This window comes from Rhodohalobacter mucosus, assembly GCF_003150675.1.
In the GTDB taxonomy this organism is placed as follows: Bacteria; Bacteroidota; Rhodothermia; order Balneolales; family Balneolaceae; genus Rhodohalobacter; species Rhodohalobacter mucosus.
The window spans coordinates 240,386-265,303 of sequence record NZ_QGGB01000001.1; the positions used below are offsets into that span (position 1 = coordinate 240,386).

At 48.0% G+C, this 24,918-nt stretch carries 17 protein-coding genes; 6 read left to right on the top strand and 11 right to left on the bottom strand.

Features of this window, described 5'->3' with window-relative positions; genetic code table 11:
* Position 1 precedes the first annotated feature (1 nt).
* From DDZ15_RS01000 to DDZ15_RS01025, 6 genes are all read right to left on the bottom strand, one after another.
* Positions 2-1,123 (bottom strand): 6-bladed beta-propeller, encoded by a 1,122-nt coding sequence (locus tag DDZ15_RS01000; protein WP_109643952.1) that lies wholly within the window; start codon positions 1,121-1,123, stop codon positions 2-4.
* 401 nt (positions 1,124-1,524) lie between these two features.
* Positions 1,525-2,856 (bottom strand): HlyD family secretion protein, encoded by a 1,332-nt coding sequence (locus DDZ15_RS01005; protein ID WP_109643954.1) that lies wholly within the window; start codon positions 2,854-2,856, stop codon positions 1,525-1,527.
* A 250-nt stretch (positions 2,857-3,106) separates the two neighbouring features.
* Positions 3,107-5,296, bottom strand: coding sequence for a peptidase domain-containing ABC transporter (locus DDZ15_RS01010; protein WP_109643956.1), 2,190 nt, complete (start codon positions 5,294-5,296; stop codon positions 3,107-3,109).
* Positions 5,297-6,478 carry a 6-bladed beta-propeller gene (locus DDZ15_RS01015; protein ID WP_158278574.1) on the bottom strand — a complete coding sequence of 394 codons (1,182 nt, stop codon included), beginning with the start codon at positions 6,476-6,478 and terminating at the stop codon, positions 5,297-5,299.
* Between the two features lie 414 nt (positions 6,479-6,892).
* Positions 6,893-8,074 carry a 6-bladed beta-propeller gene (locus DDZ15_RS01020; RefSeq protein ID WP_109643960.1) on the bottom strand — a complete coding sequence of 394 codons (1,182 nt, stop codon included), beginning with the start codon at positions 8,072-8,074 and terminating at the stop codon, positions 6,893-6,895.
* Positions 8,075-8,477: 403 nt separating this feature from the next.
* On the bottom strand, positions 8,478-10,115 hold the full coding sequence (locus tag DDZ15_RS01025; protein ID WP_109643962.1) for a vitamin K epoxide reductase family protein: 1,638 nt from the start codon (positions 10,113-10,115) through the stop codon (positions 8,478-8,480).
* A gap of 466 nt (positions 10,116-10,581) precedes the next feature.
* Here DDZ15_RS01025 and DDZ15_RS16645 point away from each other — a divergent pair, with 466 nt between their 5' ends.
* A complete protein-coding gene (locus DDZ15_RS16645) occupies positions 10,582-10,752 on the top strand; it encodes a hypothetical protein (protein WP_158278575.1) in 171 nt (56 codons plus the stop codon).
* 110 nt (positions 10,753-10,862) lie between these two features.
* On the opposite strand, the gene DDZ15_RS01030 is transcribed toward DDZ15_RS16645, so the two are convergent.
* Complete coding sequence (locus DDZ15_RS01030; protein WP_158278576.1) at positions 10,863-11,987, bottom strand: 6-bladed beta-propeller; 1,125 nt, start codon at positions 11,985-11,987, stop codon at positions 10,863-10,865.
* A gap of 1,188 nt (positions 11,988-13,175) precedes the next feature.
* Positions 13,176-14,138, bottom strand: a complete 963-nt coding sequence (locus DDZ15_RS01040) for an NHL repeat-containing protein (RefSeq protein ID WP_146198474.1) — start codon at positions 14,136-14,138, stop codon at positions 13,176-13,178.
* Positions 14,139-14,562: 424 nt separating this feature from the next.
* Between DDZ15_RS01040 and DDZ15_RS01045 the strand changes: the two genes are divergently transcribed.
* The gene (locus tag DDZ15_RS01045) at positions 14,563-14,952 is read left to right on the top strand and encodes a GxxExxY protein (protein ID WP_109643970.1); all 390 of its coding nucleotides are present in this window, start codon (positions 14,563-14,565) and stop codon (positions 14,950-14,952) included.
* Positions 14,953-15,062: 110 nt separating this feature from the next.
* Here the strand turns inward: DDZ15_RS01045 and DDZ15_RS01050 are convergent, their stop codons facing one another.
* Both DDZ15_RS01050 and DDZ15_RS01055 read right to left on the bottom strand, forming a co-directional pair.
* A complete protein-coding gene (locus DDZ15_RS01050; RefSeq protein ID WP_158278577.1) occupies positions 15,063-15,914 on the bottom strand; it encodes an Lnb N-terminal periplasmic domain-containing protein in 852 nt (283 codons plus the stop codon).
* Between the two features lie 331 nt (positions 15,915-16,245).
* Positions 16,246-17,361, bottom strand: coding sequence for a carboxypeptidase-like regulatory domain-containing protein (locus DDZ15_RS01055; protein WP_109643974.1), 1,116 nt, complete (start codon positions 17,359-17,361; stop codon positions 16,246-16,248).
* Positions 17,362-18,017: 656 nt separating this feature from the next.
* Here DDZ15_RS01055 and DDZ15_RS01060 point away from each other — a divergent pair.
* The 3 genes from DDZ15_RS01060 (at position 18,018) to DDZ15_RS01070 (ending at position 22,379) form a co-directional block, all read left to right on the top strand.
* Complete coding sequence (locus DDZ15_RS01060; RefSeq protein ID WP_109643976.1) at positions 18,018-20,459, top strand: penicillin acylase family protein; 2,442 nt, start codon at positions 18,018-18,020, stop codon at positions 20,457-20,459.
* A gap of 140 nt (positions 20,460-20,599) precedes the next feature.
* Complete coding sequence (locus DDZ15_RS01065) at positions 20,600-21,607, top strand: amidoligase family protein (protein ID WP_109643978.1); 1,008 nt, start codon at positions 20,600-20,602, stop codon at positions 21,605-21,607.
* Complete coding sequence (locus DDZ15_RS01070) at positions 21,594-22,379, top strand: gamma-glutamyl-gamma-aminobutyrate hydrolase family protein (RefSeq protein WP_199222842.1); 786 nt, start codon at positions 21,594-21,596, stop codon at positions 22,377-22,379. The genes DDZ15_RS01065 and DDZ15_RS01070 overlap by 14 nt, the downstream gene beginning before the upstream one ends.
* Before the next feature lie 102 nt (positions 22,380-22,481).
* Here DDZ15_RS01070 and DDZ15_RS01075 read toward each other — a convergent pair whose 3' ends face one another.
* Positions 22,482-23,720 carry a M48 family metallopeptidase gene (locus DDZ15_RS01075; RefSeq protein WP_109643980.1) on the bottom strand — a complete coding sequence of 413 codons (1,239 nt, stop codon included), beginning with the start codon at positions 23,718-23,720 and terminating at the stop codon, positions 22,482-22,484.
* A 199-nt stretch (positions 23,721-23,919) separates the two neighbouring features.
* Between DDZ15_RS01075 and DDZ15_RS01080 the strand changes: the two genes are divergently transcribed.
* On the top strand, positions 23,920-24,897 hold the full coding sequence (locus DDZ15_RS01080) for an endonuclease/exonuclease/phosphatase family protein (RefSeq protein ID WP_158278578.1): 978 nt from the start codon (positions 23,920-23,922) through the stop codon (positions 24,895-24,897).
* The last annotated feature ends 21 nt before the right edge of the window (positions 24,898-24,918 follow it).

Genomic DNA, 24,918 nt, shown 5'->3' on the forward strand with positions numbered 1-24,918 from the left:
CTCAAAATTGAAACGTTCTTATTTCGCTTTCTTTTGTAATCACAATGAATAGGTTATTATCAAAATCTATGTCAAACGTAGGTAATAGTTCTACTTCTGAAACCAGTTTATACCTTTGATTCAAATCTCCATTTTTATCGAATTCATGAATCCAAAGTGGGAGTTCAGGACTATTATAAGTAGCTAAATAAAGATTACCTTCTTTATCGCTTACTCCCCATGTATATGCTCTAAAAGTAGCTACGGCATCCGTTATACTTAGAATTTCTTGCATTGTATTGAAGAAAGCATTCTTTATAGCATCAATTTCAGGGTTATCACCTATCTCCTTACTCCATATTTTCGTACCATTTGCATCGTATTTTTCAATTCTCGGAATAGCATTATAAACCATAAATATTTCACCTGAACCTGATCCGTCTTTAACCGGAAATACATTATGAATTAAAAGATTCGGGACTTCTCTATTTGAAATAGAAGTTCTGAACAGGTTATAGTCCAGCTCAAATGAGCTGCCTTCCGGGATTTCGCCAAAATCCATTATAGTATTACCTTCAAAATCTGCAATTTGGTAAACTGTATTTTCCATTTGTGCAGCGGGTAATAACACATAATCAAAATCTGTTATAATAGGCTGGTTATTAATATTTACAGCATATAAATTATCAAGGAATGATAGGTCAGGGGCCGGAACGGGTGGCAGTGGCGGCAAAGTTAAACCGGCTTTTTGTTTGTACTCCAGTGATGTTTCATATACTCCATCCACTGTAAATTTGTGAATTTTTAAACCAATATCATCAATGATATAGATGTAATCCTCTATATGGAAAACGTTATTAACTCTTAGAAACTCGCCCGGACCTCTACCCCTGTTACCGTATTTTCCAACTACTTCACTCAGTTTATTCAATTTAAGAAGTTCACCTCTGCGGCTATCATAAACTAAAAGATTATCATCGTTGTCGAATTTAACGATGGTTGGATTTACGACTAAATTATCATCACTTGAAACAAGTGTTTCAAATTGTTCGAGCTCAGTAACACCCACTTCATTGAATGGAGATTTATCTGTTGAACAACTTGATAAAATCAATAAGGAAACTGTTATGTATATTATTTTCATTTTAAAGTCATTTATTTAAAATTTTACTACAACAAGAAATTAATGATGCTATAAAGTAGCACTTATGGCTACTTTATAGCTGGAAGTATCTATCCTTCTCCAACACCACTGCAAGTGCAGGATACTCCATGAGTTGGTCCGTGTTGACCGTCTCTACAATCACAATCCGACCCTGAACAATAACTGACACAGGCGCTGCAATTTGTTGGGTCGTGGTCATAGCAACACATACCGCATTCTTCACCCAGGGAACCTGCCAGTATATGTTTCATCTCATTTCTATTAAGAATTTGCATTTTTCTATCCTCCATTTAATTTAAACCCGTTTTTTCCGTTTGGAGAGGTACGGGCTATGAGATACCCCTGTTTGATCGCTCAAACACTCTTTGTTTACCGGACACTTATCTCAACTCCTTTGTAATATTGTTATACACGCGCTCCAGCAGCCGCATATCCTGTGTGATAATCTCGGCCCGGCCGGTCATGCCGTTTCTCGGCGGGATGTCGTGCCCGTAGCTGGTCAATAGCCCGTCGGGGAAGTGCACTTTGGCGAGGAAGAGGCTGTCGCGTACGGGGAACTCCGAAAAGTACTCCACCTCGCCGTACACCGAACCGAACTCGTGATAGGGATACCCGCTGAACCGGACCATCACCCGCTGGCCTTCCCGGACCCTGCCGAACGATTGCTGGGCAACGGCAAGCTCGCCGAACCATGTGGTGTTGTCGGGCTGCAGGTAGAACAGCTCCTGCCCGGCCGCCACAGTCTGGTTCTCCTGCACAATGCCGGCATACACCACGCGACCGGCAAAGGGCGCCGTTACCAGGTAGCTGCGCTTCCACTCTTCGATGGCGCTTTTCATCAGGTTCAGGGATTGCAGGAACACGGAGCGCTGTTCCCCGATTCTCCGCTCAAGCTCCATGATCTCTTTCTCCTTTGCGGCCCGGGATACCTGATTGCCGATAATGGCCGATTCGGTCTGGTGAAGCGGCAGCTGCCGCGACGCCAGTTCCCGTTCGGCGCGGGCAAGCTCCAGCGATGTGATATAGTCGCCGTCGGCCAGCCGTTTTTGCATCTCAAACTCCCGCCGGGCCAGCTCATAGTCGCCCTGCTGTATCTCTTTTTGCTCAATCAGCATCTCCAGCTGTTCCCGGTTGAATGCCAGTTCCTGCTCCAGGATCTCTCTCTGGCGGCTGTAATAGGCGCCCGGACGAAACGAAAGGTACTCCCTCCACGCCTGCTCGAACCCCTGAAAGGTGTTCTGAAGCTCCCCCAGGTTGCCGAATGCGGCCAGGTCGATCTCCAGCTTGTCCACGCCGCCACCGCTGTCGTTTAAAAGTTCTCCCCTGATCTGTTCAATAAAATCGTCCAGACGAAGCACTTCACCATGATGGGCCGTACTTTCCAGCCAGGCCAGAACGGCTCCCTCCTCCGCGTCCGCGTTGTTCTCGGCGGCAAGACGGACGATTTTCCCGTTCACCCGGCTCTCGAGCGACTGCGGGGCATGGATGGCCGTCAGCTTCAACGGAGCCTGAATTACTTCGGGATAGCGGATCACAGACGCCGACAGCAGCACCAGCCCCAGCACCCCGAAAAAGGCCGTTATTCCCCACCTCACCAGCCAGTGCGGCGGCCGCCCGATGATCTCCTGCACCTCCTCGCTGCGTACTTCCAGCTCGGGAAACGGGCTTTCCGATTCAGTTCGGGTTGGTATGTGGTTGTTGGTTTGTGGCATAATTTCTGTGAAAAGTGAAAAGGCAGAAGTGAAAAGGACATCCCCTCTTGAGAGGGGACCGAGTTGAAGAAGTGCGCAGAGCGCGTCTTCAAAACTCAGGGGTGTGTTTGGCAGGGCTCGAAGCTAACAACAGGAACACACCCCTCGCTTGGCAAATCAGGCTTCGCCTTTTTGCCGTCGCCTTTCCCCTCTCGAGAGGGGACATTTCTTCTCACCCTTCACTTCTGCCTTCTCACTTTTGCCATTTCACTCAAACCCCCAGTTCCAGTTGATTTTTTACGAGTTCAAAATACGCTCCTTCCCGGCCGGCCAGTTCGCTGTGCGTGCCCTGTTCAATGATTCGGCCCTCTTCGAGCACCACGATGTTATCGGCGTGTTTGACCGTGCTGAGGCGGTGGGCGACGACCACCACCGTCCGGTTTTGGAAAAATTGGTTCATGTTGTCCATGATGGCGCGCTCGTTGTTGGCATCGAGAGCGTTGGTGGCTTCATCGAAAAAGAGAAACTCCGGGTCTTTGTACACAGCGCGGGCAATCAGCATCCGCTGGCGCTGCCCCTGGCTGATGCCGTTCCCCTCGGCCCCGATTTTGGTATTGAACCCGAGCGGCAGCGACTCGATAAACTCCCGGATGTTGGCCACATTTACCGCGTGCTCCAGCTTTTGAATGTCGGGCATTTCGTCACCCACCGCAATATTGCGGGCAATGGTGTCGGAAAAGATAAACCCGTCCTGCATCACAGCGCCGCACTTACTGCGCCATACACGCGGACTCAGGTTCACAAAATTGCTCTCCCCGATCCGGATCTCGCCGCTGTCGGGCGGATAGAACTTGAGCAGCAGTTTCAGCAGCGTGGTTTTCCCGCTGCCGCTCATGCCCACGACCGCCGTCACTTTTCCTTCTGGTATGTGCAGATCGATATCCCGAAGCACCGGTTCATTGCCCGCCCCGGGGTAGGTGAAACTCAGTTTCTTCAGCGTAAGATCTTTGCTTTTTGGCAGCTCGCGGGTAAACATCTTTTCCGAAGGTTCTTCGTCCTCCTTCTCGTGTACTTCGTTGAGGCGCTCCATGCTGATGATGGCATCCTGGGTGGACTGCACAAACCCGATGAGCTGCTGCACCGGACTGTTGAGCTGTCCTATAATGTACTGAATGGCGAGCATGGCACCGAGGGTGAGCTGCCCGTTCACCACGGCAATAGCCGAGATAAATGTAATCCCGATATTCTTCCCCTCATTAATGAAAAAAGCCCCGCCCTGTTGGTACTGCTCGAGGGCCAGGTTTTTCACCTGGTAGCGGAAGAGCCGCGCCTGCAAGTGCTCCCACTCCCACCGCTTCTGCTTTTCACAGTTGTTGAGCTTGATCTCCTGCATCCCCTGGATGAGCTGGATCACCGTGCTCTGATTGCTTGAGGAGATGCCGAAACGGCGGTGATCGAGCTCACGCCGCTTTTTCAGAAAAAGGACGATCCAGATCACATAGAGAGTGCTGGCTACCAGGAAGACAGTAAAGATCATCATGTGGTAGTACGCCAGCACCAGCGAGAAGACGATCAGGGTGACGAAAGAGAAGAGCGTGCTGAGGGTCTGCCCGGTTAAAAAGTTCTGGATACGGGCGTGGTCGCCCATACGCTGCATGATATCGCCCACCATCTTGGTATCGAAAAAGGGCATCGGCAGCTTCATCAGCTTAATCAGGAAATCGGACAGAATGGAGATGTTGATCCGCGTACTCATATGAAGCAGAATCCACGAACGGATAAACTCCACGACCGTCCGGCCGAAAAAAAGCATCAGCTGCGCCATCAGGATCAGGTAGATGAAGTTGATGTCGCGGTTTTGGATCCCGATATCAACCACCGCCTGGGTGAGAAACGGAAAAATCAGCTGCAGGATACTGCCGGCCAGCAGGCCCAGCGCCAACTGAAACAGCAGGTTCTTGTAGGGCAGGATATAGCGAAACAGGATTCCAAAACTCAACCGGTTGCCCGTCTCTCCTTCTAAATCGTAAAATGCGGGTGATGTATAGAGCAACAATGCAATCCCGGTACTCTGCCCGTTATTCCGGCTGTTAAGCCACTGCTCGAGAAACTCCTCCTTTCGGTACGTCACCTTCCCCTTTGCCGGATCGGCAATATAGATCTTATCTCCCTTTATTTTATAGACAACCACAAAATGCACCTGGTTCCAGTAGATCACGCACGGCAGGGCCGCTTCCTTTTTAAGCTGCTCCCAGGTCAGTTTCGCCCCCACCGTGCGAAACCCAATCTCCTCGGCCGCCTCGCTGATGCCCAGCAGTGACACGCCCTCACGGTTGATACCGCTCTTTTGCCTCAGAGTATCCATCGTATAGCTGCGACCGTGGTGTTTGGCAATCATTCGCAGGCAGGTGGGGCCGCAGTCCATTTGATCGTATTGGCGGTAGTGGGAGAAGATTTTCATCTACCTTTCAATAAATTCAATTTTATGTTTAACAATTCGATCAATGCCATCTTGCTGATTAACCTCTCTTGTGTAAAAATAGTTATTATGTACGCGGATCAATGGTTCCGACATGACATTACGAGATGATCTATTTCCTGGCAATTGAAATCTTGCTAACATCTCTCCCTGTTGGTTTACCAGGTGCCATAGGTATGTAGAGTCGTTTTCTGATATTGACGCTATCCACATTCTGCCCTTATTATCCATCTCCAATGTGTGGACCACGGGCCAACTTTCTGGCATTTCATACTGATCAATCGCTCTTTGCCGCTCTTTTCTCAAGTCAAAGTCTCGCATGTTAAGTGGTGCATTTAACATAGGGTAGTAGAAGGCCCGTTGGTAGTTTCCCTCACCATCATATTCTTTTACCAGAAACTCTTCCGTTTGATTGGTAAAAAAGTGACCGCCTTTCGTCATAGTAACCAGTGAACTCCTTGTGAACGGCATGGTGAACGGAACATCTGTTCCTTCATTCACAGGGAAGTATAATTTAAACCTCTCCTTCTTCAGTAAATTTTCACTCTCTAAATAACCATCATTTTTCAATTTTCTATAAAGCATTGTTCGTTCATCTGCACCACTGTAGATTGCAAGTGTCTTTAATCGAACAATTACAGTTTCATCGTCTGTTACAAATAGCCGATCGACCCTTAATCTGTTTATAAGACTGTCCGATTGATTTTCAATTACATTCCTAATTACCACATCTCTGATATGGGAAAAATCTTCAATTGAATAAATACTGACTTTTTGTAAAGATGAACAAAACAGAAATAACTTATTATTTACAATATCCATAGACCGAATGTTTTCAAACTCACCCGGCCCTCTTCCATACCTTCCAATTTTTGTAATAAACTTACCATTCTCTCTAAAAACGTATACTGAAGCCTGTCCCATTCGAGATACACCTACATACACCCTCTCATTATCATCTATTGCAATTCTGTTTATATAACCATCCAAAAAAACATCTTCGCTGCTCTCAAAGTTAACTTCTCGGAAAAGTTCTACAGTATCTGGTACCTGGTGCTCAGTAGAAATGATTTTCAAATTTTGAAGCTCCTGAATGTGACCCGGCAGAATTAAATCATTTTGAGCATTATGATTATCATTCGTACAACTGAAAATGAAAAACATAATCCCGATCAATATCACAGAATGATTATTGTATATGTATTGTAACATAAATTGAACCACGAGGTGATAAAACCTCGTGGTATTTTTTGAATTACTAATTAATATCCAATTCAGTGCTTGGACAGGGGTCTGCATTTGAAAAGTTTCCTTCTCCACAACTTGCACAACAGTATCCGGTAACTTCTTCGAAACCTGTATACCAGTCTTGGGCATTAGTTTCATCCCAATCGCATCCTCCCCAGCTTCCGTTCATAAAAATTCGGCAAGAACCACTACTACCAGCCATAATATGTTTCATCTCACTTCTACTTAGAATTTGCATAGTTTTACCCTCGTTTAATTGAGAACCCGTTTCGCTGTTCAGCTGGGGACGAGTTATTACTTACCCCCCTGTTTGATCACTCAAACATTCATTCACATCTCCGACATCATAACGCTTTCCTCGAATTCGATCCCGTACTTCACGATCTCTTGAACCCCTGTTTCTTCATCAGTTTGTCGAGTGTACATATGGCCTCCTCGTACTAATTCTATCGGCTCCTGACGTAACCACTTAAATTTTGTGATAAGTTGACCTAACCCATCCAGCACCAACCATTCGTAGATATCAGAATTTTCCACAATAGTTGAAACCCAAATCCGATTCTCATCATCAACAAACATATTGTTAAGCATAGGCCAATCCTGAGGAAATGAAGCTTCCTGAATCGCTAAATGAAACAATTCGTTACCTTCATACCATTTGATAACTTCATCTCTGTTTAATGGCACTGACTCTACGTCAAATGTGATTGAGTGAACAAATTCACCGTCCTTATTCATTACTTTAATTTCAGATTCACCAGTCTCAGCCAAATACACCATTCCCTCTTCAGATACAGCTATCAATGGACGACTTGAAAATGGTAATTCCATGGTTATAGAAGAATTCCCAACCTGAGCATTAAATATGCTTATAGCATTTTGGCTGAATTGTATCTTGTCTTCTAATAACTCTCCCTCATTATCAACTATGTAATAGTGAATCTTCCGGTCATTTTTATTTGGAATTTTTGGATCTTCAAATCCAACAAGAAAAGCTCTGTTGTCAAGGACAAATAGTCTTTCTAGTGTCTCCCCCTCAATCGATTTTTGACTTGACAAAGTTGATTTCGAAATACTTATCTCATCCACCAATTGGTAACGATTGTTAGTCTCACTGTTTGAAAATGAAATTAACTTATTATTCAATTTATCAAACAAATATATTGTACCTGAGCTTGTTATTAAATGTCCCAATGTTCTGAACTCGCCAGGACCATTTCCCTCACTGCTGATCTTGGTGATATATTTTCCATCAGGATTGAAAACATGCACGGTTCTGCTACCTAATGAATTTTCCGCAATGTAAACGCGATTGTATTTATCAACCTCTACCATTCCCATATTTCCAATAACTACCTCAGCATCACCCCCAAATCTTTGTATTTCTGTTACATTTATATTGAAAAGAATATTGTTAAGTTTCTTAGTTACTTCATTTTCACTTTCGGAACATGAAAAAACAAAGCCAGCTAAAACTATGATTCCTAAACAGTAAAATGTCTTGGTATTCATATATTAATAATAATTAAGCATGTCCCGACAAATAAGCTATTGATTATATATAATTACTGCCGGGACAGTATTTTAATTAACTGTTTACGCTTCCCCAATATCTGAATTACTGCATGTAGTCGCAGTTGTATCTTCATATTGTACTTGGCAGCACGTTAGCTGCTCCATATCGCTTGAACAAGTTACTGAACCAAGTTTTTTTGTTCCCTGGGGACTTCCAAAACTTCCCGAATAGCATGTACAACTATACCAGCCATCGAATCCAGCTATTACACTTTTCATCTCATTTCTATTTAAAATGTGCATCATTTTATCCTTTTAGTTGAAAATAAGCCTCTTTTATCCGATAGTTTGGACTGGGCGCAGGCAATTTGTACCCCTGTTTGATCGCTCAAACACTCATTCACATCTCTGATATTTTTACATTTCCAGAATGTACTTTCTCCAACTTCATGCTATTGTGATTCGCAAATGCATCCGTCAGCCCCGGAATCAATACAGCCAGATCCTTCACCCGGTAAGTCGCCGGCAGCTCATACCCGTTCATAAAGGTGGTTGGCGTTTTCGTTATTCCGGCGCTTTTTACCCATTCATAATGAGCCTGTACATACTCTTTTGCTACGGAATCTGAAACCGACCCATTTACCGGGCACGCGGCTTCAAACGTTTCGGGAATCATCAACTCGTACCAAGTATCGATCAACACCCGGCCTTTTTCATGACGGGGAATTCCGTTTTGCTCTTCCATTAAAGCATGCAGCCATGTTTTTAACAGCAATCCGCTTGATTTACCTTTATCCCCGCTTCTTAGAAACCGCAGGGAGAGGCTGACCTGCCCGGGATAGATATTCAGCAGCTCCTTTGCCTGCTCCAGCTCGCTTTTACACGGGCCGCAGAACAGGTTCACCGCCATGGTGAGTTTGACCGGGGCATCCGGGCTGCCGATAAGGAAATCGTGTTCAAGGGGCGAGGTGTCCACCTGCCGCTGTTTGAACAGCAGGCTTGTGAATACGTCCGGTGAGTTTTTAATTCGTGCAGCGGCAATCTCGTTTTGCACCGCCCGGTTTTTCTGCTGAATGGTCTGTTTCAGAAGAAGAAGTGAAGAGCCTGCCAATCCGAACAGTAAAAGCACCATGACTGCATCCGGTAGAGCGAATGCCATCGGATGGATCAACCCCGAGTAGAATAGGTAGCCGAATAGGAATGCCTGAAGGGCCAGGATTCCGCTCACCACCAGGCAAAGGCGGCACCACTCCTTGATTTTCACCGCCTGCAGCCAGAGCGAGTACCCAATAACGGGCAGGGCAAGCATACTTATCAAACCCAGTACCGAAAGCAGGCCGCTGCCCGCCCAAAGCGGTACGAATAATCCGATGGCTACAAGATGACCAACAAAATAACCCAGCGTTAAGTCTGAAAATGTGATAAACCCTAACAGTTTTCCTTCCTCCGAGCGCAGCACTTTCCCGCAGCCTGCACCGGTACCGGCGTTGCAGAATCTCTCCACCGCCCGGTAGGTGATGCCCAGGTCTTTGGCGAACAGGACGTAGCCCGTCACTACACCGGCCAGTGCCGTAATCAGCAAAAATAGCTGCGGCCAGGTAAAGGAGAGAAGCAGCGGAACAGATACCAGTCCGGCTGCAGTTACCAGAAACAAAGCGGCAAGACGTTTAAATTGTTTCTCCTCGCCGAGTGCTTTTGTATTCTCTTTATCGGCAATCTCCGCGGCAGGCTCCGCCTTGATCAGTACCCCGCTCCAGCGGGTCAGTTTCTCTTTGGAGTCTTCCAGTCCTTTTGCATCGTACACCGGCTGCAACGACCCGCCCCCCGAATCCAGGTGCAGCAGGGCCGGCAGGGGAAGCTCGCTCAGAGATTCTTTAGAGGCCCTCGCCACCGTATGGCGTACGCCGAACTGCTGCAGGGTATCGGCCACCGCCAGGATGGATGGATAGTCCGGGTGGGACGCGATCCGCTTTTTGCAGTACGCCTCCGATACGGGGACGTTCAGGTGCTTCAGGTATGCGGTTACAGCCTGTTCCATATCGGTGAACGTATGGGTTAAAAAAAGTTTTTTCTTTATATCTCGCTACCACAATAATAAAATTTTAGATAAGCTTAACCCACAATATATTGTGGGTTGGATTGTGAGAATATTTTACTATACTGATGTGCTTATCATTTATCGAATTGGTTTTTGGCCCATTTTCGCACTTTCCTTCTAGGTATCTTCATTCAGAAACTATTAACCGCAGAGGCGCAAAGGCCGCAGAGTTTTTTATGGGGCTTCATGGCTGGATTTGAGGGGTTGCCACTGAAGCACGGAGAAAAGATGAATACTTTCCCCCTTCTGTGCCTCCGTGGCTATACTGCAGTACCTCGGTGGCTATTCTTTTGGAATCGGTTCTGGTGCACAGCTACGGTTTTCCGGCATCAATTCTATGCCCATCAGCTCAGAAGGTGAATCTTGAACTGTTTGTAAATTCATCTCCCCTGCACTACATTTCGGCATGAAACGCATCGTAAAAATCTCCAAAAATGCTGAGGAAGCCCGGCTATGGGATATCAGACAACACTTAACCATGAGTGTGAAAGAAAGACAGGCCGCTGCCCGTGTCCTTAAAGAAAGAGTCTATGGCAAAAACTCACCTGATGTAAGAGAAGCTGAACGCAGCAAATGAATGCGTCCCATTTTTCCGGCTCATTGTTGATATTTCCTTATCCCATCCCGAAACAGGTAGCGGATTAGACAGAGATCGGTGCTCATATCTGACCAATTTAATAAAGCATCTCAATTCAGATATATTCTAAAAACATATGGAGACAGTCTGGAAGAAAGATACATCACATTTGTTTCAGCGATCACATCATGAACATATATGGTTCGTACCGAATCTTCATTTTCATCAGGTTCACTATACGTAAACCGCCAGGATTGCATAACATCAAATTGTTCTCCATTCCAATTTAATCGATGCAAAAAAGGCTGCTGCGCTATGTACAAAGATCCATTTTCCATTAAAAATAGACCTTCAAAAAAAAGATTCACTCTATAAATATCATTCTCACTGCCTCTGACAGGCCTAACGGGCGGATTTTCAAACTCATTGAATGTTTCAGATTTAAGAACAAGGGTCAAAATATGTTTAAGTGTTTTATCAAAAATAAAAACATAGGGAAGACCTGTGTATCCAAAAGCAATCAGTTCATTATGATTGGCCGTTATCTTGTATAAATTGTATGCAAATGGTTGCATCCCATTTGGGATAAGTCGTGGTACGAATGTTCCCTTTTGGTTAAATGGCGCATTTGCATCACGTATTTCAATTAAATATTCACTTGAAAGGTCAGATGGTAAATATAGATATACATCATCGACCGCCATATTATTTTCAGGCCATGTGAACTGAGCATCTAAGGAGTTTTTGAAATTAAGATTATAATCATATACAAAGACTCTCTGATTTCCGACATCCATTGAATAAATAGAGTGATTATTCTTATTTAATGATCTGAGATTTCTAAACTCCCCGGGCCCTCGTCCTTCCCGACCTACCTTTCTAATCCATACCCCGCTTTTATTCATTACCCAAATATTGTTATGGCGCTGTGCTGCCACATATACCTTGTCACCAATCGCAATCATCCCATTAACACCATACAAGTCTAAAGGAAATGGAAAATCCTCAATACTTTCCATTCCCAGGATATTCTGTTCATCTATATGTAGCGAGTCAGCATTACTCTTATCGAGATCGATGAGTTGTACCGGTGCTCCCCCCAATAATGAGTTCAGATATTCATTTTCTGTTTCCCGAACTAATTCATTTTCAGTCTGTACTTTTTTACATCCGGCAAATGTACAGATCCAAATTGCAATTACAAGTAAAACCTGGAATGATGTTTTTATTTTCATCAGGAAAATCATCATTTATGCGAGTGCTGAATGTTTTTTAAACTTGGTGACACTATATTGTACCACCAAGAAACGGAAAGTTCACATTAAGCTGCACCGAGTCCAGAACATAGTTCCGACCCACCACAAAATGTGCCATCATATTGACCTTGCCCGGAATAAATCGGTGAGCAACCACTGGGTGATCCCGTACAGTCATCCCCACAAATTTGGTAACCCCAGTGATTTTCATATTGACTAAAAATGATTTGGCATCCTCCGCAATAATGTTCAACACCAAAACATGTATCACTGCTACCGGCCATAATCATTTTCATTTCATTCCTGCTTAAGATTTGCAATGAATTCATATGTACTCCGTTTCATTAATGTTTAATATTACCTGTTTTACTCCGGCAAATCTGAGATCAGGTACAGGTTTTAAAACCTGTTGTTTGATTGCTCAAACACTCATTCACTTCTCTGAAATTTTTGCATTTCCAGAATGTACTTTCTTCCTTTTCAAGCTATTGTGATTCGCTAATTCATCCGTCAAGCCAGGAATCAATACTGCCAGATCCTTCACCCGGGAGCTGCTGACGGCCTAATTCCGTACATGAATGTTGATAAGATTCAAAGATCATGGCAACAGCCTGTAGCGAGCCAGATCCATTAGAGGCTTTCAAGTTGTTCTTTCATTGTATCACGCTGACACATTAATAAATTTACAGATAAGATTAACCCACAATATATTGTGGATTAAATAGTGACATTATTTTACTATTTTGTTGTGCTATTCGATTATCGAATTGGTTTAGAGTCCATTTTCGCAACTTTCCCTGCCCTCAGTCCCGGACCGGCCCCAATCCGCTTTATGTGGCCTTTGGCATTCAACGATTAAAGCATCACCGCAGAGGCGCAAAGGCCACAGAGTTTTTTATGGGGCTTCATGGTTAGATTTGAGGGGTTGCCACTGAAGCACGGAGATAGGATGATTTTTTTCCACTGTGTTTCACTTCGCGCGGAACAGATAAGCCGTAGCAATAATCAATCTCCACGATCTAATGTACACGCAAGTGGTTTTGGCGAATAGTCACCGCTGAGGCACCAAGGACGCGGAGAGTTATGCACAAGGCAGAGTCGATGGATCAAATCTAAGTGTTGACAGTAATGTTATTGCCGCTGCAACGGCTTTCTTAAACCTTACTATCACAAGGGCCAAATGAATTGAAAAATCATACCCGTGCTGCGTTTCAGATAATAGGCGTGCTCTCCATCCGGAGAGACTGTAAACCCTTCCATAAATCCATGAGCGTCAGGTGTAATTCCCTCCACTTTAATCAGATCAATCCTGGTTCCATCTTCGGGAACCCAGGCTATGGTAAAAGGCTGATCGTCCGGCATATTCAGTTGAAGTGCAACCCCGCCTTCCCGGGCATCCATAGCCCGGGCATAGATGAAAAGCCTTGGTTTACCATCCGAGTCAATCCCCCGGTTGTGATCTGAGATCCGATCGAATAGATGTTTCTGGGCTGGTATATTCAGTTCCATTTCCCAAACGTGTTCTCCGGTATGTGTGTATTTCTCAAGTATGCCGGTTGTCTGTTGAAGGGAGTAGATCGCATCAGAACTGCTGCTTAACAGTACCATGTTTAACATAACTTCCGGAATTTCTCCCCCGGATAAAGCCTCTGTAACATCCCGATTGTTGTATTCCGGTTCAGCTTTACCAACAGCTTTTCCGGCATAGGTTACATCTCCGTTGATTCGATCTGCAATGGCAAAAAGAGACCCCTTGCGGCCGCCGGTTGGTATAATTAGTTTTTTTGATGATAGTGCATCCAGCGTAATCGGGATATTGAATTCTGATTCGGAATGTATGGGATTCTCATTTAACAACTCTTCATCAATCAACCCGCCCAGGTGGTCAAAGGTTAAAAATTTAAAACTGTTGTAGTCATACACCAGGTATTCATCTTTAAAAGGCCAGAATCCTGCAATCGATTGAAGCTCACCAGGTCCCCGGCCTCTTTTTCCAAATGATAACAGACGTTTTCCCTCTGCATCTACTTTGATGATCTGATTGTGTGCCCCATCAACAATAAACAGGCCATCGACAGCAGCTTTCATATCAATGGGACTGCCAATAAAGGGGGCATCCTCAAGGCTCAAAAATACCTGAGCAGAATTGACCGGATACTCACGTAAAGATGTTTTCTCAGCACTCCTATCCTGTATACAGCCGATCAGTAGAAATCCTATACTTATAGCCAGCAGAATTGCCACGGAAGCACGGAGAAAAGATGAATAATTCTCCCCCTTCCGTGTTTCTGTGGCTAACCCATTGTGCCCCGATCTCATTGAGTAACTTTGATTGAAGAGGAGGAAGAGAGAGGGCATGGGATGGAATGCAGGTTGTAATGCAAGATTTTACTGGACTTAAATACGAAATCGGATTCTTGGGTGCAACCTTTTTTAACACCGCGGAGAAGCAGAGTACGCAAAGTTTTGTAAGGGAGGCTTTGATTCTGGTTCTTACAGGTAGATGGGTTGCCACGGAGGCACAGAGGGTAAATAAAAGAGAGTTCGAATAAAAATGAGTGACATTATCGAAAAATATTTTCCGCTCAGATCAAAAACAAAGCTCATCATTGAAACGGGAATTGAGATCCATAGAAAACTGGGCAGTGGTTTTCTAGAAATTGTATATAAGGATGCATTTGAATATGAGTTCAATTCACAGAACATTCCTTTTGAGCGAGAAAGAAAGTACCAGATCCGATACAAGAGTACCATTCTTCCGCACAAGTTTTATGCTGATTTCGTGGTATTTGATAAAGTGATCCTGGAAATAAAAGCTAAAGAAGACATAGCACCTGAAGACATGGCACAAACCATCAATTATCTGAAATGTTCAGGATGCAAAGTGGGTCTCATTCTGAACTTCGGTAAGAGTAGGTTGGACATCAAACGAGTAGTATTTTAGAGCCTTTAAAAAATCAGGGTTGCCACACCTCATATGGATCTGCGAGAGGCACGGAGAAAAGATAAATAATACTCCTCATTCCGTGCCTCCGTGGCATCAACTGAATCTGATTAATTGCTCAGATTTCTTATTCCAAGACTAAAACCTTCACTATCCCGGTGGCTCTCTGCCTGTGCATTGATCATGAACGCCTCCCGCACGTCGTCGATGTCGGTCAGGCCGGTTTGGATGAGGCTGCGTTTGAGCAGGAGGCGGTCGGAGAAGCCGGGGAGCAGAATTTGCGGGTGGTACATCCAGAAGCGCTCTTCCGTGGTTTCGGAGGCCGCCCGGGCCAGGTTGGTGGTGCAGGTGCTGGTAAGCGTATGATAGAACTCCGGGTTTTCACGCAGCCCGTTGGCCCGCTCCAGCATGGAAAGAAACAGGTTGGTCAGGCTCGCCCGGCCGATCTCAATCGGGTAGAGATAGACGGTATTCCCCCGGTAGTTGGCCCGCAGGTTGATCACGTCCCGCTCGTCCGCAATCACATACATCAGCTCATACTCCCGCATCATACCGCTGAGCGGGTGGTAGCTCTCCCCCAATTCTTTACGTATTTCTACGGAGATGGCTATGTACGTACTGTCCGCAAAACCGAATGATAGCAGCGTGTGCGCGAACCCCGGAAACCCCTCCAGCTTCTCCACCATATAATCCAGCGAAACCAGGTCGCCCAGGCTCACCGTGCGGTCGTAGTGCGAAACAACATAGTCGTCCGGGCTCCGATAACGGCTGTTGCGGATATTGCGGATGGTTACCGAATCCGAATCGGCATCAGCGGCGAACTCCGCATAGGCCAGGATCTGCTGGTCGGGACTCCACTCGCGGTCGTTCGAAGCTGTTTTCGTCAGAACGGTAACGACCAGAACCAAAGGGACAACCAGCAGCAGGGTCAGGAGAATATGTCGGAATCGAATCTTGCGCAAATCTTTTGATGGACGATGAGTGATGAGTAATGTAAGATCTTATAAAAAAAGATAACCAAATACTCTGAGGCCTTAGCCCCGAGGCTTCGGGGCGGTGATTATTTTACATCAGAGGCGCACAGAGCGCTGAGGACTACTAAAGGTCTAAACAGGGATTATGACTATCAAAATTTCTCATGGGCCTGAATTAACCACCCCCAGCCCCTCCTTAAAAAGGAGGGGAGATTTCAAATCCATTTTCTTTCTCATAACACATCCAATAAAAACATTCCTCCTCCGCGGCCTTTGCGCCTCTGCGGTGATTTTTTTTACCGCAGAGACCCGGAGTACGCTAAGGTTTATAATCAAATGGCACCATGTCGGCCATGCGGCGGGTGGCCCAGTAGAGCTCGATTCCCACCGAGGAGAGGTCGGCCAGCGTACCGTCGGGCATCACAAAGAAAACCTGATCTTGCCGCAGAGGCACCAGCCTGGCCCGTTCACGGGTATCGTTCAAATACTCTTCACGGCCTATCAGTACATCGACAGGCTCCCTCAACACAAATCCCTTTACACCCTGCACTGCCAGCGATTGATCCAGCCCGTGCGACCTCAGGGTTGAAATCAGCCTGTTCCGCCCCACCGAATAGATCCGGGTCTCCCGCTGCGTATTCATGCGAACAAGCTCAAACTGGTTTTGCGACAGCTCCCCCTCATAGAGGCTCAGTAAAAAATGGCGTAGCGATCCTTCGAACGCATTTTCCCGGGCACGGCGCCATCTCCTTGCCTGACGGCCCGATTCTGTCTCCATCTCTTCAAACCGCACCGTAACGCGATACTGGCCGGTACCTTCAAAGAGATTCCAGGAAAAATCGTCCAGGTCGGCTGTGAGCTCATACCCCAGGGCATGATTCAGAATACGGACCGGTTCCTCTGCCGAAGCAACCAGTTCGCCGTCATCGTTGCGATCAAAATCGATCATCCATCGGTTCTCAATTTCTGCATCGGAGGCATTCGACGTTGTGCCCAGGAACTCTTCCTTGAATTGTGCAAAGTTGCGCAGCCACTCCGAGTTGTCGGCCCGGACCTCCACCTCGCCCAGTTCCACCGGATCCTCCGTCATCTCCGCATTAAACTGAAGCGTTCCCGAATCCTCCCGTATGGAGATGGACCGTTTTTGCATCTCAAATCCGATCATACTGAAAACCAGTTCAAAATTGCCCGTGAGCGGAGTGCGGAACGAATAGCGGCCGTCTTCATCAGTGGCATCGCCCTGCGTGGTGAAGGAGAGGTAAACATTCACCCCCTGAAGCGGCTCACCGGTTGCCTCATCCACCACCAGTCCGGTGATATGGGTAACTCCCTCCTCGGCATCCTGCGCCGTTCCCCGTTCCGAAATAGCGATCAGCACGATAAAAACGAAAAGCACTGTCAGGATGTACCGGATATCTTTTACCACATATATCATGTTGATTCTTATTTACAAATCCTATTTACGTTAATGATAGTAATCAATTTCTTAATGCGTCTCAAGGTTTATGTTGGGAGTGTCTGGAGTTTGGAGTTTGGAGTTAGGAGTTGGGAGTTAGGAGTTATCGAGTATTGAGATAGGTTCAATAATCGCATATCACAAGTCGCCAGTCACAAGTCGCCACTCGAACTCCTCCCGTCAGATGGTTGACGTCTGAAATTTCACTTTTCCCTGTCACATTGATATCCTGTCCTCCTGATATACTGTAAAGCGGCGCCGGAAAGTCTTAGCTCCAATCGGTATCAGGATGCGCCGCCCCTGTATTAACGTGCCATTGTCATCCCGACCAAGTGATCCGTCAGCCGACGGAGAGCGCGTGGAGAGATCTCCGAGCGCGGCAAAGGGGAGAATTGGCCAATGCCTGTCCAAATGCACAATTTGGGGATGTCTCCTAACCCCCGCGCTTTCCGCGACTCCGCGGTTCCAAAAGGGTTAACCGCAAAGGGCGCCAAGATACCTAATGAACACACCCCTAAATCCCCTCTTCCCATCGGGATCCCTACGAGGCAAGAGGGGACTTTTCACTTTTGCCTTTTCACTTTTCAACCCATTTTCATAACCTTTGGCAGTATACAATTACGAATACCACTTCCATGCCCAAATACTTATCACTGATCTTATCATCTCTCCTGCTCATCGCAGTTGTATGGCTGCTCAGCATGCCGCTGGGTCCTCTGCCGCCTGCAGGATCTTTTTTCCATCCGGTTCAGGGTTTCTGGGCCAATGCGGAAACGCAGCCTGTCACCGGACTCATTGAATTCCCGGAGTCCGCGGTTTCTGCTCCCGTTGAGGTGTACTATGATGAGCGCGGGGTCCCACACATCTTCGCTGAAAACGATGAGGATCTCTATTTTGCACAGGGCTATGTAACCGCGCGCGACAGGCTCTTCCAGATGGAGCTGCAGATCCGCGGTGCCGGCGGCATGCTGGCCGAATGGCTCGGACCGGACCTGGTTGAGTACGACCGAAACCAGCGACGTCTGGGCATGCTTTACGGTGCGGAAAGCGCCATGGAGGAGATCGGCAACCATCCCGAAATCGCCTCCGCCATTCAAGCCTATGCGGACGGTGTAAACGCCTTCATCAGCTCGCTTCGGTATGAGACTTACCCCATCGAGTACAAGCTCCTGAATGTGGAGCCGGCGGAATGGCGGCCTTTGAATACCGCCCTTCTGCTAAAATACATGACCCAGATGCTGGCCGCACGCAACAGCGATGTAGCCACCAGCAACACCCTGGCACGTTTCGGAGAGGAGTTTGTTGACAATTATCTGAGCGAGCGGCCTGATTTGATGGACCCTATCATTCCTCCGGATACTCCGTGGAATTTCAACCCTGTACCTGACATCCCCGTTGCCCCCGACACCCTGTACCAACCCTCGTTCAGCGATCCCATAGAGCTGTGGCAGCCCGATCGTCTCAACGGCAGCAACAACTGGGTGGTAGACGGATCCAAAACAGCGGGCGGCTACCCGATTCTGTCAAACGACATGCACCTGAATATGAGCATGCCGTCTATCTGGTACGAAGTCCAGCTGCAGACGCCCGATCACAACGCTTACGGTGTGAGCCTGCAGGGCACACCCACCATCATCGTGGGCTTTAATGAACGCATCGCATGGGGATCCACCAACACCGGCGCCGATGTGATGGACTGGTATGAAATTACGTTTCGTGATGAAAACCGTTCTGAATACCTTCATGATGGGGAGTGGAAGCCCGTGGAATCCCGTCTTGAGATTATTCAGGTAAACGGAGCGGAAGCCGTTATCGATACCCTGCTTTTCACCCACCACGGGCCGGTGTACCAGACCCGCGAGCCGCTGCCGCCCGGACGCACCATTCAGCGCGACCATGCCCTGCGTTGGATCGGGCATGACCCCTCGAACGAACTGCTGACCTTTTACAAACTGAACCGGGCCGAAAACTATGAGGACTTTCACGAAGCGTTCCGAACGTACAAGGCACCGGCACAAAACATGAACTTTGCATCGGTCGAGGGCGATATCGCCATGCAGACCGGCGGTGTTTTTCCCCTTAAATGGCGACACCAGGGGCGCACGGTGGGCGACGGGTCCGACCCACGCTACGACTGGCACGGGTTTGTACCGTACGACCACAATCCGCGCGCGCTGAATCCGGATCGCGGCTATCTGAGCGCTGCCAACCAATTTCCAGCAGCCGAATCCTATCCTTACTACCTGGGAGATGATTTCGCCCCGTTTGAGCGCGGCCGCCGCATAAACGACCTGCTGGCGGAGATGGACGAGATTACGGTTGATGACTTCCGAGAAATGCTGATGGACTCCTACAGCTACCATGCGGAGCTTGCTCTTCCGGTGATGCTGGAAGCCCTCATGGAGTCCGTAGAAACTGTCGAAAACCTGCCCATGGCCGGGCTGCTTGATCAGCTGGCTTCCTGGGACTTCATGAACCACGGGGATGAAATTGAGCCCTCTGTCTTCTATATCTGGTGGGGACATCTGTACGATGCGATCTGGGGCAGCAAATATGATCTGGAACACGCCATGCGCCGGCCCGACCGCGACATAACCGCGGATCTGCTGGTGCAGAATCCCGAATCGGTCTTGTTTGATGATCCGTCAACGGATAGCAGGGAATCATTGGCAGACCTGGCTCATTCCTCCTACCGCGAGGCCATTCGGGAACTGCGCAACCGCTACGGGGATGATCCCCAAAGCTGGCAGTGGAGCCGCGTGAACAACACGACACTGAATCACATTGCACAGATCAACGGCTTTGAAATCCCGGATCTGTCGACCGACGGGGGCCGCGAGTCGATCAACGCGATACGCGGCAGCCACGGGCCCTCCTGGCGAATGGTGGTGGAGCTGGATCCGGAAGGCGTTCGGGGGTACGGCGTCTACCCCGGCGGACAGAGCGGCAATCCGGGTTCCAGGGCATACGACCAGTTCGTGGAAACCTGGCGAACCGGAGAGCTGTACGAACTCGATTTCATGAGGGAAAAACCGGTTAATAATGAAGGATATGAACTTGTGATCCGGTTTGAGTGAGATGATTCATTTTAAAAGTTTCACCCTGAGTATTTCTCGCAGATTTACGCAGAGTTGTGCGCGGATTTCCGCAGATTTCTGCGAGACTCTGCGGTTCATCTGCGCAAATTTGCGAGAAACACCCTGCGACAACCCACAAAATGCCCAAATCAAGTTTCAACATACCGCCCAGCACAACAAACCCCTCCGGTGAGGAGCGGACGGTGGGCTATGAATTTGAATTTACCGGCGTGGAGATGCCGGAGGCGGGCGGCATCATACAGTCGCTCTACGGCGGCAAGCTGAGAGAGATCAGCACCTATGAATACGCCGTGGAAGAATCGCGGTTCGGCACCTTCAAGCTGGAGCTGGATGCACAGCTGTTCAGGGAGAAGAAGTATGAGAAAGTGCTGAAATCGGTGGGCGTGGATCTGGCATCTTTCAAAAACATCGACTCTATCGAGGACGCGCTGAAGGATCTCGCCTCTTCGGTGGTTCCCTTTGAGATCATCACCCCGCCCATGCCCCTTTCCGATATGGATGAACTGAACCTTCTTGTTGACCGCTTGCGGGAGATGAAAGCCAAGGGCACCGGAAGCTCCTTCATCTATGCGTTTGGCATGCACATCAATCCGGAAGCACCGGAGCTGAGCGCAGGCAGCATCCTTAACCATCTAAGAGCCTACGTACTGCTAGATCCATGGATCCGGAAAGATGCGGCTATCAATATGAGCCGCAAAATCACGCCCTATATCAACTCTTTTGAAGAGGATTATATTGACCACATTCTTCAGCCTGACTATCAGCCCGGTATGGATCAGCTGATCCGCGACTACATCGGATTCGGCAACAGCCGGAATCGCGCGCTCGACCTGTTGCCGCTTTTCATGCATATCGATGACATACTGACCTCATCACTGATTGAGGAAACGCTAACCAGGTCAAGGCCAACCTACCACTACCGTCTGCCAAACTGCTCACTTGAAGATCCCGAATGGAGCATTGCATCGGAGTGGAACCGATGGGTTTTCGTGGAAACCATGGCTGCGGATAAGAAGATGCTGGACCGTTACAGCCGCGCACGGCTCCGCCTCAAGCGGGAATCGATGGTCCGTTTTGAACACAAGTGGCTTCAACTGATGACCCGATGGGCACATGAAATCCATTGAGAGCAAACCCCTTATCGGAATCACAGGACCCGATCACGGCGGCGGTGCGGCCTGGTTTTTCACAGCCGTCTCGGTAATTCTGGCCGGCGGGCTTCCCGAGCGAATCACACCCTCTCGGCCGGCCGATCCGGAACGTCTTGACGGCCTGATCCTGGGAGGCGGAGCCGACGTGGAGCCCAAAAAATATGGCCAGGAACTCCTGGAAAAAGCGGTATTGGTTAAAAACAGACGAACGGTTTTTGAATGGCTGCTCTCCATTCTCTTCTTTCCGGTCTACTGGATCATACGCTATTTTCGCCATACCAAATCGGCTGCCATTGATCTTGAACGCGACGCCCTCGAACTGACCCTGCTGGAGGACGCTCTTGAAAAAGGCAAGCCGGTTCTGGGCATATGCAGGGGCATGCAGCTCATGAACGTCCACTTTGGCGGTTCCCTCCATCAGGATATCCGAGGATTCTATATCGAGCAGCCGCAGGTTACCTCGATCTTTCCAAAAAAAAGGGTCGTTATTCAGGAAAACTCCAGGCTCGAAGAGCTGCTTCAAACCAACGTCTGCAACGTCAACGCCCTTCACAACCAGGCCATTGATAAACCAGGAAAGGGTGTGGAGCCTGTTGCGCACGAACTCTACACCGACATCGTACAGGCCATTGAGCACCCCGGCTATCCATTCGCAATCGGCGTACAGTGGCACCCGGAGTACCTGATTCAGATCTCGCGGCAGAGAAATATCTTCCGGGAGCTTGTAAGGTGTGCGAGGAAGGTGTGAGAGGTCAAACGTCAGATGTCAAACGTCAGACGGGAGACGGTGTCAATCCCTAGCATAGCAATTCCTACGGGGCAAATTCCAAACTCCTAACTCCAAGTACTCCTAACTCCATGCACTCCGTATTTCTTCAATCCTCCGAAGCACCGGCGGGTGGGAATAGTTCAGGAACACGTAAAACGGATGGGGCGTAAGGTTGCTCAGGTTGTCTTTTGAGAGCTTTTTGAGCACGTTCACCATCTCTTCCGGCTTTTCGATGGTGTTGGCTGCATAGCGGTCGGCTTCATATTCGTGTTTGCGACTCAGCCTCTGCATGAAAATCCCCAGGATGCTCTCCACCGGTGAATAGAGTAATCCAAAAAAGAGCAGGCCGGCATAGACGCTCATCTGTTCCATAAAGAACGCATCGAAGAGCGCAGGCACCTGCAGAAAGAGTGAGAGCAGTGCAAACATGATCCCGGTATGGAGTACCGTAATCACCATGTTTTTTACAATGTGCTTCTTCTTGTAGTGCCCAATTTCATGGGCAAGTACAGCGACGAGCTCCTCTGTTGTGTGCTTTTCGATCAGCGTATCAAACAGGGCTATGCGCTTGTTCTTTCCAAAACCTGTAAAAAAAGCATTCGATTTGGATGATCGTTTCGATCCGTCCATCACGTAAATGCCCTGCAGCGGAAAGTCTACCTTTTCAGCATACTCTTCGATTGCCTGACGCAGTTCGCCGTCTCCCAGCGGCTCAAACTTGTTGAAAAGAGGCATAATCCAGGTGGGAGCCACGTACTGCATGATCATTGAAAACGCTGTTACGGCCAGCCATGCCCATACCCAAGCCCATTGACCTCCATACACAAAAAACGCGATGATACCTGCGAGTAACGGCGCCCCGATCAGTATCGACAACATCAGACCTTTCAGCAGATCGGATACAAACGTCTTGGCATCGGTCTGATTGAATCCGTATCGCTCCTCGATCACAAATGTTGACCAGATGCTGAACGGCAGGGAAAGAAGCGACCTGCCGATAACAAGCACACCGATAAAAATCAGTCCGGTGATTACTTCACCATACCCAAAGGATCGTGCCCACTGGTCGAGCCAGTTAAACCCGCCCGCAAACCAGAATGCAATCAGCACGGCAAGGTTGAACGTACCCGCAATAAATCCAAACCTTGTATTTTCACGGGTGTATTGCTGCGACCTTGCATAAGTATCCTCATCATACACATCTTCAAACTCACCGGGAAGCTCTTTGCTCAGCGATTTCAGATTCAACGCATTTGCGACGACGCTGAGAAGAAACTCAGCCACAATCGCGGCCAGTATGATAATGGTGTAGATGTTCATGGATTTTACTTTATTCGAGTGCAAAGATAACGGAATACCGGACAACTAATATACTATCAGGAGAAAAGGAACACTTCCCTCAAATTTTCCATTTGCTAATCTGAAACATCAGCAACTTTTCACAGTCTGCTTTACCTTATGCACACTTGATCGATGCAAGTTATCAGTATACTTCTCAAAAATGAATCCATCTTCCTTTATGCGTAATTTTCTTCTGCTCCTGGTACTCTTTATTGCTTCCTGCACCGGTATGCAAACGGCCACTCAATCGGGTGATCTCAGCTCAAACCGGTGGAACTCGGCACAGGCTCCGGCGTGGTACAATCCCTCCGAATTCGATACGCTGACGGTTGTGACCTGGAACCTGGAACACTTTGTTGACGGGCATGATAACCCCTATATCAATCACCCGCGAGAGAACAATCCCGGTGAAGGTCTGGCAGAGCGCCGGCGCCTGCTTGCACAGGCACTCAGCAGACTGGATGCAGACATCGTGGTATTCCAGGAAGTGGAAAGCGCGCCGTATGTGCAGGAGATGGCTCAGACCGATTTTGAAGAACTCGGTTACAGGTTAGTAACGGCGTTTGAGAGCAACGACTGGTACATGAACGTTGTAATCATGAGCCGCGTGCCGCTGCGTTTAACCTACAGCTACGGGAATGTCTACACGTTTCGCAGAGAGGAGGAGGGTGAGACCGAATATCAGAATTTCACCAACAACCGGATGTTGTCTGCAGAAGTTGCAGTGAACGAAGATTTCCATTTTCTTCTTACGGGGGTTCACCTGAAGGCCGGACGCGGAGAGGGCAACGCCCGATGGCGAATGGGTCAGATTGAGGTGCTCCGCGACCACTACAGCATGATTCTGGATCAATATCCGGATGCCCGTATTCTCCTGGCGGGTGATCTGAACATCATTCCGGGCGACCCGGAATTCGATCTCATTCTGGGCGAAAACACGGACGTTCGATTTGTGGATCCCTTTCAGGGTGTGAACGCCTTTACCATCCCGGCCGATAATCCGACCCGGCAGCTGGATCATATTCTACCGAACGATAAGATGATGCGTGATTACATTCCGGGTTCCGGCAGGGTGGCCTACCCTTTCAGTCCAGACAGCATGCGCGCCATCAGCGATCACCTTCCTGTTCTGATGAAGTTCAATACCATCCGATAGCCGGTTTTAAAGAAAAGTGGT

Bases quoted from the DNA above. Each gene is read 5' to 3' on its own strand.
- DDZ15_RS01000 (WP_109643952.1), bottom strand. From the start codon at position 1,123: ATGAAAATAATATACATAACAGTTTCCTTATTGATTTTATCAAGTTGT.
- DDZ15_RS01005 (WP_109643954.1), bottom strand. From the start codon at position 2,856: ATGCCACAAACCAACAACCACATACCAACCCGAACTGAATCGGAAAGC.
- DDZ15_RS01010 (WP_109643956.1), bottom strand. From the start codon at position 5,296: ATGAAAATCTTCTCCCACTACCGCCAATACGATCAAATGGACTGCGGC.
- DDZ15_RS01015 (WP_158278574.1), bottom strand. From the start codon at position 6,478: ATGTTTTTCATTTTCAGTTGTACGAATGATAATCATAATGCTCAAAAT.
- DDZ15_RS01020 (WP_109643960.1), bottom strand. From the start codon at position 8,074: ATGAATACCAAGACATTTTACTGTTTAGGAATCATAGTTTTAGCTGGC.
- DDZ15_RS01025 (WP_109643962.1), bottom strand. From the start codon at position 10,115: ATGGAACAGGCTGTAACCGCATACCTGAAGCACCTGAACGTCCCCGTA.
- DDZ15_RS16645 (WP_158278575.1), top strand. From the start codon at position 10,582: ATGAAACGCATCGTAAAAATCTCCAAAAATGCTGAGGAAGCCCGGCTA.
- DDZ15_RS01030 (WP_158278576.1), bottom strand. From the start codon at position 11,987: ATGAAAATAAAAACATCATTCCAGGTTTTACTTGTAATTGCAATTTGG.
- DDZ15_RS01045 (WP_109643970.1), top strand. From the start codon at position 14,563: ATGAGTGACATTATCGAAAAATATTTTCCGCTCAGATCAAAAACAAAG.
- DDZ15_RS01055 (WP_109643974.1), bottom strand. From the start codon at position 17,361: ATGATATATGTGGTAAAAGATATCCGGTACATCCTGACAGTGCTTTTC.
- DDZ15_RS01060 (WP_109643976.1), top strand. From the start codon at position 18,018: ATGCCCAAATACTTATCACTGATCTTATCATCTCTCCTGCTCATCGCA.
- DDZ15_RS01065 (WP_109643978.1), top strand. From the start codon at position 20,600: ATGCCCAAATCAAGTTTCAACATACCGCCCAGCACAACAAACCCCTCC.
- DDZ15_RS01070 (WP_199222842.1), top strand. From the start codon at position 21,594: ATGAAATCCATTGAGAGCAAACCCCTTATCGGAATCACAGGACCCGAT.
- DDZ15_RS01075 (WP_109643980.1), bottom strand. From the start codon at position 23,720: ATGAACATCTACACCATTATCATACTGGCCGCGATTGTGGCTGAGTTT.
- DDZ15_RS01080 (WP_158278578.1), top strand. From the start codon at position 23,920: ATGCGTAATTTTCTTCTGCTCCTGGTACTCTTTATTGCTTCCTGCACC.